Here is a 13251-nt window from a genome sequence, read left to right on the forward strand (position 1 = left end):
TTTTTGCGTTGTTAACAAATTTGTCGATATTTATTCTTGTTTTTGTGAAATAGTTCGCAAAAAAATAATTTCCTCTTGCCAAACGAGCTTGTCTTATGAAAGAAAGTCACTATGATTTTTAAAGTGAAAGCGCATGCATTTCCAACCAAAAAAATCTCCGGCTGAGTCGGAATTACGACCGGAGATTTCCATGTGATACCGATTTAGCGTTTTCCCTCTTCCTGCTCTTCCTTCATACGAGCCGTTCCGAGCGACTTGCCGATCATGTAAATGAATATGCCACCAACGACGCACCCGATACCAATCATCAGCCCCAGGTTACGATCACTGAAGAAGCCCACATTTACGACGATTAGAATAATACCGATAATACCAGCCACCCATGCCAGAATGGACATGAATGATTCCGTACCCTTCATTTGCTTCTGCTTGGTCTCCAACTTGATCCCTCCTCTACACTCTGCAGAGCGTCCAAAGGTTATTCCTTGAAGCTATCCCATGAGCCTACACTAAGTATCCCAACTTGCGGGTCTGATCATGCATACTTGCTTGTAGCCTGCTGATGCATGTCTTGCTTGCAGTTCGCTTATAATTGTTATTTAACCCTTCTGTACATCCTCCTAAACATGACAAGCAGGACTGAAGCTACGCTCCAGTCCCCAATCCTCCTGCCTGTCATCTATTAGGTTCATCTGAATTTATCGTTGTCTACATCAGAATATAATTAGGTTAATTAGAACATCATATGCTAATCAGCTCATCATTGTGGAATCAGGTCATCATTATGGGAATCAGGATTCGCCGTTCCACAGCTTCACCCGGTCCTGCACCATCTTGGAATACTCCTGTTCCATCTCTATGGCTCCTGCTGCATCCACTTCCCCCAGCATGGTGTCATAGACCGCGTCAAAGTTGTCTGGCGAAGTCAGGATCGCTTCAGGGATTCTTTTGCGAATAATATCCTGTGTCTTCTCAAAGGCGACTGCATAGCTGGAGTCATTCTCCATAGTCATGTTATAGGCTGCGCCCCATGGCTTTACCGGGAACTCTTCCTTACGAGGATACAGATCCTTCCACGTTGTAGCTCCATAAGCAGCCAGCGTCTCTTTCTCAGGCTCGGAATACGATTCTACGATCTGCTCGGGGAATCGGGTCGTGTAATAGTTGCCAGTAGCATCCTTCACTCCATCGCCATAACGACCACTCATGAGAGCATAAAGCTCAATGCCGCTGGTTCTTTTGAAATTGATCGCATTGTTCACCTTCTCGTCCAGCACATTCTCAGGAATGACACGCTTGCCATCCTCGACTACATAATGCTTGCCTTCAATCCCCCAGTTCGTTAGCACCTGACCTTCATCCGATGCCAGGAAATCCAGGAATTTGATCGCACGCACAGGATCTGGGCAGGAGGTCGTAATGCCTACACCATACCCGGACAGAAATCCTGCATCCTGAAAAGAATGATCCTTGTACTCCTCCGTTAACGTGACAGGGAAATGAGCATAGGAGGAATCCTCCATACCAGCCGCCTTCAGCGCATCCTCCGCATCCTGATAGCCCCACTCCGCATCAATCAGACCGAGCACTCGTCCGCTGGCGATCTTGGACTTGTATTGGTCGCTCTTCTGTACAAAGGACTCCTTATCCAGTAGACCTTCGGCGGACATATGGTTCAGCCAGCGAAAATATTCCCGTGCCTCCGGGCGTTTGTAATGCAGCTTGGCCTCATACGTATTCGGGTCAATGAAATACTCTCCATCATCCGGTGCACCAGTCGTCAGGAACGCCGCATTGGTGACAGTGATCATAATTCTCCAGTCATCCGCATCGAGGGTCAGTGGAATGGTTGGTCCACCGTTCGTCGTCGGGTGCTTCTCATAATAGGTACGCAAGACATTCTCGAAGTCCTTCACCGTCTTGACCTCGGGATAGCCTAGCTCCTTCAGAACCTTGTGCTGTATTTCGAATCCAGCCGTTGCATCGAAGGTCGTCTGGTCTACCTGACTGTAGCTAGGAATGACATAGATAGATGGGTCCTCCAGACTGTACTTCAAGCGATTCATATGCGGGCCGAACATCTTCTTCAGATTCGGGGCATGCTCCTCGATCAGATCAGTCAGATCCAGCATCGCTCCTGCGTCTACAAGCTTGCTAACCTCTGTCTTCGCCGAGATCAGATCAGGGTACTCTCCACTGGCAGCCATGAGAGACAGTCGGTCCTTCCCTCCGCCGCTGACCGCAAACTCGGCATTGAGCGTAACCCCCGTTCTTTTGATAATCTCTTGCCCGACCTCATCCTTCATATTGTTCCATTGGGGGCTTGAGTCGGCTCCGAAGAATGTGAGCGTTATAGGTTCAGTGCCTGTATCGCCAGTCGGTGCAGAAGATCCACCTGCACAGCCAGCAAGAAGAGTTGTGGTTATGAATACAGCTCCGAGCCACTTCCAGGTTTTGGTGATCATATATAGTCTCCTCCCAGTCTCTATCGTTGACTTTATCTCTAGTCATGTTAGTTGTATCTATTCATGCCGCATAATTAGGTTCATTCCTATGAATCTCACTTGTACCGCATACTTCATTCGTACCTCAATCAGAACTTCACTAGTACCTCAAGACTTCACAGCTCCGAGTGTCATACCCCCGACGAAATACTTTTGAAGGAACGGGTACACGAGCAGGATTGGTACGGTCACGATGATGGTAATGGACATCTTGATGGATTCGGGCGAGATCTGCGTCATTTGCCGCGCCATATCGTTAACATTGTTCATCCCTGCTCCTCCTTGCTGTGTGCTCTGCAGCACCTTCATCAGCTCGTATTGCAGCGTGGTCAAATGTGCCTTGCCTCCGTTATAGAGGTACGTATCGAACCACGCATTCCATTGACCAACAGCAAGGAACAATGCGATCGTAGCCAGCACAGGCTTGCAGAGCGGCAGAATGATCCGCCAGTATATGGTGAAATCATTTGCTCCGTCCAGCTTGGCTGATTCCTGCAGGGCATAGGGCAGGCCATCAATGAAGGAACGAATGACAAATACGTTAAAGGCACTGACCATTCCGGGGAAAATGTACACCCAAAAGGTGCCGATCAGCCCCAGATCACGCATCAGAATATATACCGGGATCAGACCACCTGTGAAATACATCGTTAAAGCGAGGAAGACGGAGATGAATCTTCTGCCTTGAAAGTCAATCCGGCTTAGCGTATAAGCCAGCATGGATGAGCTGAATAGCCCGAGCAGCGTACCGGATATCGTTCTCAACACCGATATATAAAGACCTTGCAGCAGGCCCTCATACTGGAAGATCGTGGAGTAATTCTGGAGTGTGAACTCACGCGGCCAGATATAGATCCCTCCACGTACGGTGTCTGTAGAATCATTCAGCGAGATGGCGAGCACGTTCAGAAAGGGGTACAGCGTTACGACGACTACCAGACACATGAATGCCGTGTTCAGAATATCAAAGAGCTTCTCGGAACGAGTGGCGTTGAAAGCACGGTTCGTCATCACATTTACCTCCTACATAATGCTTTCTTTGGTATATTTCTTGAACAGACCATTGGCAACGAACAGCAGCGTAATGCTGACGAGCGAGTTGAAGATCCCAATCGCCGTTCCGTAAGAGAATCGTCCCATGTTCAGACCGTAATTCAACGCATACAGGTCAAGGACCTCGGAATAATCGGTGACCAGACTGTTGCCGAGAAGGAACTGCTTCTCAAAGCCTATACTGATCAGATGTCCAATGGACATAATGAAAAGCACCGCTATCGTCGTACGGATGCCTGGCAGGGTAATATGCCAGATTTGCCGAATACGACTAGCCCCATCCACACGGGCCGCCTCATATTGCTCCTGATCAATACCTGCGATAGCAGCCAGATAGATAATCGTATTCCAGCCTGTCTCCTTCCATAGATCTGCTCCCGTCACGATGTACCAGAACCAGCTGCCCTTGGCCATGAACGTCACAGGCTCATCCACAATATGCAAGGCGAGAAGCAGATCATTCACGACCCCGCCGTCAATGGAGAGCATCTTGGTCACAATCCCAGCAACTACAACCCAGGATACGAAGTGGGGAAGATATGAAACCGTTTGCACAAAACGCTTGAAAATCATGCCGCGTAGCTCATTCAGCAACACTGCAAACAGAATCGGAATCGTAAAGCCGAATATAATCCCCATAGAGCTCATCGCAAGGGTATTGCGTAGTACCAGGTAAAAACGTTCATCCTGGAACAGCTCTACAAAGTGCTTGAAGCCCACCCATTCCTGCTGAAAAAACGATCTGGCTGGCTTGTAATTCTGAAAAGCCATCGTCCAGCCCCAGAGCGGTAAATAGCTGAATACAAACACCCAGATCACAAATGGAATGGACATAAAGTAAAGATACTTCTGCTTGCGTGCCGTCTTCCAGAACCCCGTCTTGCGGGCATTCAGAAGGAGAGATGCATCCGAACGTCCAGAAGACTTTTTTGGTAGCGTTTCCATTTAAATCCCTCCCAGGTATGCTGTTTCTTTAATCATACTTTGGGAGAGTTTGGCATCATACCCAAGGGATTGGCGGTAATTTCAGGTCAAAATTAGTGATTGCCACGATGCATTGCTCCCTGCTGCATGAGCAACGCAAAAAAGACCAACTGCATACAACAGTTGGCACATAATGTCCTACCTTATTTTATGATGCTGCTATCATTCGATGCTGCTCTCTATGACTACCACTTCTGTCTCTGCCAGGGTTACTCCGTTTGCAAGCAGCGTAATTCTGTGTATACCCGGATAATGCTTGCGGGTCGTGAGATCAGCCCAGCGATGCGTACGCGTCCGATGGAAGGTCTCCGCTTGTGAGAATATATGGTCTACCAACAGGAACTTCTTGCGGGAGGACTTTCCATTGGCCTTCACAAAATCAATGGCATATTCGATTCGAACCCGCTCTGTCATCGGCTCCGTGATCGTCAACTGCCAGCTGAGCACCGAGGATTCACCCATAGTTACGCGGGCTGGCTCAGAATCAATCCGTGCATGCTGAAGCCGTGACGGAGACTGGCTTAGATCCGCATATTCGAACAAGGCATAGGCTTCTGCGCGCTCTGTGCGCAACAGCCCTCTACAGCCGTGCCGAACAATCCAGTCGGTGCCCGGATGCTGCCCGCGCCACCGATTGGCCAGCTCTAGTACGAGCTGAGGATGATCCTTGGAAATATCGTTCAGATTATTCGCCACACTTTTTCTCACATACAGAGACGGATCTTCCTTCAATAGCTCCAGCACCTGAAGTACAGGCAGCGGGTCCTCACGGAACATGGGTAGCACTTGTCCCCAAGGTAATCTGGGACGGCAGCCTTCGCTAGCCAGTCTTCGGACATGCTCGTTATCACTGCATGCCCAGCGCTGCGTCTGCTCCATCATTCGCTCTGGATGCTGAAGCAGGAATGGCCGTACTGCAAATTCGGACGAGGAGCCCTTAGTAAAGTGCTCCAAAGCCTGCATCGACAGCTCCCAGTCTTCCTCCTGCTGGCCGTACACCTCTACAAAATCAGGAAACAGCACGAACAGTCCCTTTTGTCGATCATTCCCCAGACTTATGAGGAGTTGGACTGCCTCACTATAATCAGCAGGCAAATGCTCCCCCAATGCCCGAGTTATATGGCGAATGCGCTCTTTAAGTGCAAGTGACTCCCACGTATCATCGAATATTTGCTTCATGAAGCTTGCCGTCTGGAAAGGAGCATATACCTGCTTCAGGTGCGCTGCTAATTGCTCCAGCACTACTGGATTGTACATATCTCTTAATGGTTCAGCCATTTCATCACCCCTATGCATTGTAATGCACTATACTTGACAGCTATATGTCATATTTACTACGAGCTATTTGGATGAGCCTGCAAGGGATTTGCTTGAGCCTACACGACTCAGCATCAAGACTCCGACGGCAGCGATCGCAACACCTAGTGCAGCGAACCAGATCACCGAAGCCAGAGATATTTGCTCGATAATGATGCCACCGAGTCCAGCGCCAACAGCCATTGACAGTTGCATCGTGGATTGATTAAGACTGAGCATCACACCAGAGGATTCAGGAGCAAGTGAAGCGAGATTATACTGCTGGGTAGGCCCTGATGACCAGGCTGCGAACGACCACAGAATTAGAAAGGCAAACACGCTAATTATGGAATGAGCCATAGCAAGCAAGAGGAGCGAAATGATGTGCAGCATCATCCCTCCGATTAGTGTAAACGTCACTCCCCGTCTATCCGTCCAAAAACCACCCGCTTTGGAACCGACAAGACTGGCAATCCCGAATACAAGCAAGGCCATGCTTAGCAACGACTCGTTGAGTTGGGACACCTCCAGCAAATAAGGCGAGATATAAGTATATGCTAAGGAGTAGCCGCCCAGCCAAAAGAATGTAATTCCAAGTCCCAGAGCAACGTCAGGTCTGACGAGTAATCCAATTTGCCTGCCAAGAGGCACTGGCTCATCCCCTTTCATACGGGGAATCGTTAAAGCGAGTACGATCAGAGCTACCATTCCACTGACGGCAATCCCCAGAAATACTGCTTTCCATCCGAACAATTGTGATATCTCTCTACCGATCGGTATACCGACAATAAGCGAGGCGGTAAAGCCCATAGTCACGGTAGCGATGGAACTGGCCTGTTTGCCAGGGGCAGCGATACTGGCAGCAATGCTTAGCGCAGTCACGACGACCATTCCTGCACCTAACGCCATCACAATACGGGACACTATGAACATTCCAAAGCCGGGTAAAACAAAAGAAAGAAGATTAGCCATAATGAATAGGCCCAACGAGTACAATAGTAGTTTACGCCGATCTAGCTTAGCTGTTACTGCCATGAGAACAGGTGTTCCTATCGCGTAAGTCAGCGAAAACACAGTAATGAGTTGTCCCGCAGCAGCCACCGATACGCCCAGAGTCTGTGCAATCTGATCCAGAATACCAGAAATAATGTATTCGGAAGTCCCCACTAAAAAGCTAACTAACGCTAACACGTACACTTTCCACATACTATGGTTTACCAAGGTCTAATTCACTCCTTCAATAAGCTACATACTTCTCTTTGTTATTATATTTTTAAAAATATCGAAATAATGGCAAAAAAAATTTAGTTTAACAAGTAAGGAGCATATTTCGCAGCTGTTTCTTTATCTAGGCTGTAGTATATAAATGTTCCTTCTTTACGAAATGTGAGCAAGCCGCACTCAGCCATCTGCTTCAGATGATGAGACAGTGTGGAAATGGCAACCGTCTTAAGCTTGTCACCGAGCACGGAGCAGCACTGATCGCTTTCTTCTGTCAGGAGAAACGCGATTTTGAGGCGAGTGGGCTCGCCAAGCGCTTTATATATTTTCACAGCTTGCTGCATGTCCGCTGGCTCGTTCAAAAATATACCTCCTTGCCATTATTTCTATATTTGCAGAAATATAATATCATGTATTTACCAAGCAGTAAACCCTCTAGTACAAATCATATTGTAAACATAATCTAAATCTTTTATTTCATCGCACTAGCCCGATAGCTCGACGGAGAGCAGCCGACGTATTTCTTGAACTTGGCATGAAAATAGTCAGCATTCGCATAGCCAATCTCGACCGCTACCTGATGCACCTTCTTTCCTTCCAGTAAAAGCCGCTTGGCCTGCTCGATTCGAACCTTGTCCAGATAGACATTGAATGACTCACCCGTATGGCTCTTGAACAACTTCCCCAGATAGCCGCTATTGTAACTGAACGTCTCAGCGAGCAGCTCCAACTTCAGATTCTCATGGTAATGAGCCTGAATGAAGTCGGTCATCCGCTTCATGGCTCCCTCACGGGTATCATCATGCAGCCGATCGGCGATCTCACTTAGCTGCTCATAAGCATGGTCCAGTAGAGACTGGAGCGTCTTTCGGGCATAGACTTCCGTGATCACGCCGGAATAATCACGAAATAACCGTTCATGTCGACCCGTGAACAGCTTATTTAACACCAGGGTAAAGGATTGAGCACAGGCGTCCTTGAGCACCTGTTCAGATAGGGAGCAGCGTATGAGCTCCTCCCTTAATTCATTCAGTATGCCCTTTACTGCCTCTTTATTGGCTACCTCCACCGCATAATAGAGTCGCTCGCCATACGGCTGCAGCTGCTCCATAGAGATGGTCGTATCTCCCTGCAGCTCCAGATCATATTCAGGCGCATCGCTAGCCAGCAGAACTCGGTTGCCACCAAGTGCAAAGCGAACCTCAAGCAGGCGCAAGGCATGCAGGTACGATTGGTGTATAAGTTGCATCTCGGCCACGACAGGACCGGCAGCAGCATAAGGGGACAACGCCAGCGGCTTGAATACTCGTTCCAGCTTTTCCTGCATCCAGGCAGCTTGATGTCTCCCTGTCAGGGGCTGCTGCAACAGCAAGCCTAGCCCACCCGCCAATATGAACGATACTGTATCCCCTTCCTGCGCAAATGCTTCATCAAGCCTCTGCTTCAGGGCTGTTAACGGCAGATGGCTATCTGCTGATGCTGAAGTCCATCCAAGCAGAAGCACCTGATAGGCCGACCAATCCCTCAGTCCTGACGGAATATGGATTGTCTGCATAGGCTCTTGCAGATGCTCCTTCACGATCTCCCATGTGCCAAGCAGTAGGGGTTCCATAATTCTTTCGAGAGTTGCACTCTGCTGCTCTTGTCCTTTGTGATGCCATGTATGCTGTTGCTGCTGCTCGGAGGTGATGAGCTTGTGGATTCGCTTCAGTTCGCTGGTCATCTCCTCCTCATCCACTGGCTTAAGTAGATAGCCATCTACACCGTAGGCAATCGCCTGACGCGCGTACTCGAAGTCCGCATAGCCAGTTAACAACAACACGTGGGGGGACATATGATGAGACGATGTGTCTGATGAGTACTGATCCCTGATTGTGCGAATGACCTCCAATCCACTCATACCAGGCATTCGAATGTCCATGATAACAAGTCTCGGCGCAAGCTTCACCAGCTTCTCCAGCGCTTCCCGACCATTACCCGCCGTGTCTGCCACCTGAAAGCCACAGGCCTCCCAATCAATCAGGGTCGTCAATCCTTCCCGAATGGCAGGCTCATCATCTACAATCAGCACTCTATACATCATTCATCCTCCTCTACCGGTATTAAGAATCGGACTGATGTGCCTTCCCCTTCCCTGGTCTGCACCTGCAATCCATAGGCTTCACCGTACATCAGCCGCAGTCGATGATGTACATTTCGCATGCCAATGCCGCTATTGTCCTCCTCCAAGCGCTGCAGATGTTGCTCCAGCTGTTGCAACCGTTCCTGAGACATGCCACTCCCGTTATCCTTGACCTCGACCTTTACAAGCCTATTAGCCTCTTCCAGAGTGACAGTTACCTGCACAGTAACGGCATCCTCCATGTTCTCCAGACCATGGATTACGGCATTCTCCACCAAGGGCTGAATGAGCAGTGGAGGAATTCGAACGCTCTCGATTCCGGGTTCGCACAGCACCTGAGGCCGTAGCCTGTCACCGTATCGGAAGCGCTGAATATCCAGATAGGAGCGGACCATGTCCAGCTCCTCTTGAATCGTCGTATAGCCGCTACCAATCTCTAGCTTGCGTCGCATGAGAGTACCAAGCAGCTTGATGACATGGGCAATCTCCTTCTCACCTTTCATATGTGCCTTCATGCGTAGAGATTCGAGCGTATTAAAAAGAAAGTGCGGATTAATCTGACTAGCCAGCATCTTCAGCTTGATATCCCTCTGTGCTACTTCCAGGCGGGCATTCTGCTCACTGGTCTCATAGACCTCCACCATCAGCTGCTGGATGCTAGCTACCATTGTGTTGAACTTCCGTGACAAATCACCAATCTCATCCTTCCCCTCGACACGGGATACAACCGTCAGATTGCCCCCGGCTACATCATGCAGCTCACTGCTCAGCAGATGCAGGCGTCTTGTAATCAGAAAGGAAATCAGCATGACCAGTAGAAGGCCCGCCAATAGTACAGTCACAACACAGATCGTTCCTAGAAGAATGACACGGTTCGCCTCGCGGACGATGCTCTCATTCGAGAATATGGAGATGAACGTAAGACCATTCTTGCTGCCACGGGGAATCAGCTCATCTACAATAATATGGGAGGATTGTCCCTGCAGTTCTGCCTTGTAAATGCCTTTTCTTAGTTCAGGCAGCTCCGCGCCAACCGTATGTCGACTCACCTTGGTTCCGACCATGGCTGGATCTTTGGAAGCTACGATAATCCCCTGTTGATCAATAATCATCGTATTGAAGGGTTCTATGCTTAACATATTGTTTAGCTCATTCCGGTTGATTCCGACCACAAGCACTCCCCTGCTCCGATATTCAGGAAATGGAATCTGGCGGACAAGGCTTAGTCCGGATATGGGATTGTTAACAGAATCGCGCACATAGAGCCAATGCACACTCGTACCCTGCATTGCAGACTGAAACCATGATTCATGCATTTGGCTTGACTGAACGGGGATGAACTCCATATTGTTGACGAGCGTTGGATTAAAGGAGTAGAAGCGGATATTCTCAATCTCCCGATACTGATCTCGATAGGTCTGGAATTCATGAAAATCATTATAGGCAGTTGTAAGCTCCAGCATGCCGCTGTACCGCTTGTTCACTATACCGGCGAAAACCTTATCGAACATCAGTCGGTTCGAGATATCCAGCGGCACTCTAAGTAAATTATCTGTCTGATTCTTGAGCTTGTTGACATTGTTGACGGTCTGGGCGATCGCCGATTCCAGGGCTTGCTCACGCAAATGATAAATGACGGTCCCCCCTACCAGTAGCACGGGTAGCATGACTACGAATACGTAAGAGAATAAGAGCTTGTTGCGAAGACGAACATTGTTAATAAAACGAAGTAGTCTGGCTGACAAAACCATACAAGCCCTCCCCTCCTATCAAGCGCTTACATGATAATAGGCCGGACACTCACATGATCAGGCAATTGGAATGGATTCGGTATAGAGATGTGATCATAGAACAGGACACCGTCCAGGTGGTCCAGCTCATGCTGCACAACAATACTAGTGTAATCGTGGAATGTGTACTCATTTACCGTGCCCCATGCATCCGCGGCCTGAACCTTTACCCACTCATAGCGCGGCACGAAGCCCGGAACATATCGATCAACCGACAAGCAGCCCTCACCAGCCGCCAAGAATATCATTGTATCGGAATGACTGATCAGAACAGGATTATACAGCTCGTATTCCACTTGAAGCTCTGGCTTCTGAATGCAGATTACGCACATGCGCTTATCTAAGCCGATCTGATTGGCAGACATACCTACGCCCGCTCGCAGCTCGTATCGCGAGGCTACGTTAGGGTCTTGGCTGTTCTTCAGGTATTCCATCATAAGCTGCATGTAATGTCTGTCTTCTTCGTCCGGAGGTGACGACACCGCTACAGCACGTCTATGCAATGCTGGAGCACCTTCTCGAATAATATCCTTCATCAGCAACAACGGAGGGGCTAATGGCTTGATTATGGACATAGATAGCCTCAACTTTCTTATTCAGATCTTGGGCCAATGCTCTAATGATCACACCTGCATTAGTTCATATATCAGTAAGATTGTATAATGACTCTTGTAGTAGCCTTATTGTATCAACAATCGGTTACACTCATTGAATTTATGTAAAAGATTCACATGTACGATTATAGCGAGGATAGCCGTTTTCTGTCAAAAAAATGTATTTATTGACGTATTTAGAATTCGATCTTTTGGTGGGGCACCTGTCAGAATGACTCCGGACAATAACAAACTGAACATAACAAGCTGGACAATAACAAATGAGGCGCCCCTCGGGGCGCCTGAATCTATGCACATATGAATTGTAAGAACAGGACATCAAGAGACGGACTCTGCCTGACTCAGCAGATGATCTGGAGACAGAATTCGATCGAACAGGCCGAATACCTCCTCTGAATCGTAAAGCTTCTCCAAGACGCTGACCTCCATCATTAGCCGCTCTGATAAGGTAGCGGTGGTGAGTAGCACCGACTGGTTTTTGATCGAGAAATAGATGGTATCTATCCATTCCTCCAGCAGCGGATGCGTGATTCTCCCCAGATTGGACAGGGTAATGGAAAAATTCCACGCTGGAAACCGCTCAGGCATTGATTTCATAGACAATTGCAGGCACTGCTCTTTATACTTCCGATATGAATTGGAGAACGATGCAAAGAAAATTGAGAGCGCGTAGGGGACTCCCCTTTTGAACCATCTGAATTCCCGCTTTACCTGCTTGGCCACATCTCCTGATCGAAAAAATTGCATCGGAAGACTGGCTACATAATTCCCATGCATCGTCTCCGGCGAATAGTGGAGCAGATGCTGCAGATCCATCGGCATGGATACAAATACACGTTGCTGCTTCGGTGCATGCTGCAGCAGTCCCTCAGTCATCCGGTAACAGACGTACTCTGTTAACGTCATATCCCGATTCCGGCTATGCCGCAAGATCGCTGCCGTCTCCTCCTGGCTAAAGCAATACGATCTCTTGGCATGGGTGCCACCTGTCTCCGGTTTTCTCCCTCCGCTCAGATCAACGGTACCGCTCACTCCTCCTCCTCGCCCCATAGCCTTGAATAAGAAGCCCGCAATAAATACTGGCATCCAGGAGTAAGCAGCCACCTTCTTGCCAAGATTGACCGTTCGTCTGATGGGTAAAGACTGCTCTGGGCTGGTGACATTTGACTGTACCTCTCGTGCACCGGAATACAACTCCAGCCACCGCTGAATCCAGAATACGAGGCTAAGACCATTGGCCACTGCATGATTCATCGCAAAGATCATCGTAAATTCGTTGATCGGATCAATGCGAAACGGAAGACGATCATTAGTGGGAGCATAGTCTGCGAGAATCTCCGCTTCTGTACGGTACGTGGCCTGCTTTGTTTGCTCCAGCGCCAGCAGTCGGTCCAGCTCGTCTTCTGTAAATGGCTCCCATACGAAGCTGTCCTCGGCGGGTAACTCCACTTTCTTGGCTTGCAGCAGGGGGTTGTTCAGGATCAGCAAGCGATAGCTGGAATACATTGTGGCGGGTGATATTTTTCTCTTGAAAGTGATCGTTGCAATCATGCTGTTCGCTGACAGATAGTCTTCTGTCCCGAAAAAGTACGTGCTTGCCAATTTGATTGCATCCATACGGGTCATCCCCCTTTCTTATTCTTGTCTTACATAAACATGAAAAATGC

11 protein-coding genes are annotated in these 13251 nt (G+C 48.7%); all 11 read right to left on the minus strand.

What is annotated here, in order from left to right; genetic code table 11:
* Positions 1-203 precede the first annotated feature (203 nt).
* The 11 genes from MKX74_RS23705 to MKX74_RS23755 all read right to left on the minus strand — a co-directional run bounded on the left by MKX74_RS23705 (position 204) and on the right by MKX74_RS23755 (position 13201).
* Positions 204-440 carry a hypothetical protein gene (locus MKX74_RS23705; RefSeq protein ID WP_018887255.1) on the minus strand — a complete coding sequence of 79 codons (237 nt, stop codon included), beginning with the start codon at positions 438-440 and terminating at the stop codon, positions 204-206.
* A gap of 351 nt (positions 441-791) precedes the next feature.
* On the minus strand, positions 792-2465 hold the full coding sequence (locus tag MKX74_RS23710) for an ABC transporter substrate-binding protein (RefSeq protein WP_341179999.1): 1674 nt from the start codon (positions 2463-2465) through the stop codon (positions 792-794).
* Positions 2466-2612: 147 nt separating this feature from the next.
* On the minus strand, positions 2613-3515 hold the full coding sequence (locus MKX74_RS23715; protein WP_018887253.1) for a carbohydrate ABC transporter permease: 903 nt from the start codon (positions 3513-3515) through the stop codon (positions 2613-2615).
* A gap of 12 nt (positions 3516-3527) precedes the next feature.
* The gene (locus tag MKX74_RS23720; protein WP_018887252.1) at positions 3528-4502 is read right to left on the minus strand and encodes an ABC transporter permease; all 975 of its coding nucleotides are present in this window, start codon (positions 4500-4502) and stop codon (positions 3528-3530) included.
* A 201-nt stretch (positions 4503-4703) separates the two neighbouring features.
* Positions 4704-5819, minus strand: a complete 1116-nt coding sequence (locus tag MKX74_RS23725; protein ID WP_341180000.1) for a DNA alkylation repair protein — start codon at positions 5817-5819, stop codon at positions 4704-4706.
* 63 nt (positions 5820-5882) lie between these two features.
* The gene (locus MKX74_RS23730) at positions 5883-7043 is read right to left on the minus strand and encodes an MFS transporter (protein ID WP_341180001.1); all 1161 of its coding nucleotides are present in this window, start codon (positions 7041-7043) and stop codon (positions 5883-5885) included.
* Positions 7044-7141: 98 nt separating this feature from the next.
* A complete protein-coding gene (locus MKX74_RS23735; protein WP_445667332.1) occupies positions 7142-7402 on the minus strand; it encodes an ArsR/SmtB family transcription factor in 261 nt (86 codons plus the stop codon).
* Positions 7403-7530: 128 nt separating this feature from the next.
* Complete coding sequence (locus MKX74_RS23740) at positions 7531-9141, minus strand: response regulator transcription factor (protein ID WP_341180003.1); 1611 nt, start codon at positions 9139-9141, stop codon at positions 7531-7533.
* Positions 9138-10931, minus strand: a complete 1794-nt coding sequence (locus MKX74_RS23745) for a cache domain-containing sensor histidine kinase (protein ID WP_341180004.1) — start codon at positions 10929-10931, stop codon at positions 9138-9140. The genes MKX74_RS23740 and MKX74_RS23745 overlap by 4 nt, the downstream gene beginning before the upstream one ends.
* Positions 10932-10957: 26 nt before the next feature.
* Positions 10958-11506: a peptide deformylase gene (gene def, locus MKX74_RS23750; protein ID WP_341180005.1), complete on the minus strand. Its 549-nt coding sequence runs from the start codon at positions 11504-11506 to the stop codon at positions 10958-10960.
* Positions 11507-11902: 396 nt separating this feature from the next.
* Entirely contained in the window at positions 11903-13201 is a 1299-nt protein-coding gene (locus tag MKX74_RS23755) for a hypothetical protein (RefSeq protein ID WP_341180006.1), read from the minus strand.
* Positions 13202-13251 lie beyond the last annotated feature (50 nt).

The sequence above is a fragment of the Paenibacillus sp. FSL K6-1230 genome (assembly GCF_038002385.1).
Lineage (GTDB): Bacteria > Bacillota > Bacilli > Paenibacillales > Paenibacillaceae > Paenibacillus > Paenibacillus massiliensis.

What these genes read in the sequence shown, in the direction of transcription:
- MKX74_RS23710 (WP_341179999.1), bottom strand. Translation starts at nt 2,465, where the DNA reads ATGATCACCAAAACCTGGAAGTGGCTCGGAGCTGTATTCATAACCACA.
- MKX74_RS23715 (WP_018887253.1), bottom strand. Translation starts at nt 3,515, where the DNA reads ATGACGAACCGTGCTTTCAACGCCACTCGTTCCGAGAAGCTCTTTGAT.
- MKX74_RS23720 (WP_018887252.1), bottom strand. Translation starts at nt 4,502, where the DNA reads ATGGAAACGCTACCAAAAAAGTCTTCTGGACGTTCGGATGCATCTCTC.
- MKX74_RS23725 (WP_341180000.1), bottom strand. Translation starts at nt 5,819, where the DNA reads ATGGCTGAACCATTAAGAGATATGTACAATCCAGTAGTGCTGGAGCAA.
- MKX74_RS23730 (WP_341180001.1), bottom strand. Translation starts at nt 7,043, where the DNA reads ATGTGGAAAGTGTACGTGTTAGCGTTAGTTAGCTTTTTAGTGGGGACT.
- MKX74_RS23735 (WP_445667332.1), bottom strand. Translation starts at nt 7,402, where the DNA reads ATGCAGCAAGCTGTGAAAATATATAAAGCGCTTGGCGAGCCCACTCGC.
- MKX74_RS23740 (WP_341180003.1), bottom strand. Translation starts at nt 9,141, where the DNA reads ATGATGTATAGAGTGCTGATTGTAGATGATGAGCCTGCCATTCGGGAA.
- MKX74_RS23745 (WP_341180004.1), bottom strand. Translation starts at nt 10,931, where the DNA reads ATGGTTTTGTCAGCCAGACTACTTCGTTTTATTAACAATGTTCGTCTT.
- def (WP_341180005.1), bottom strand. Translation starts at nt 11,506, where the DNA reads ATGAAGGATATTATTCGAGAAGGTGCTCCAGCATTGCATAGACGTGCT.
- MKX74_RS23755 (WP_341180006.1), bottom strand. Translation starts at nt 13,201, where the DNA reads ATGGATGCAATCAAATTGGCAAGCACGTACTTTTTCGGGACAGAAGAC.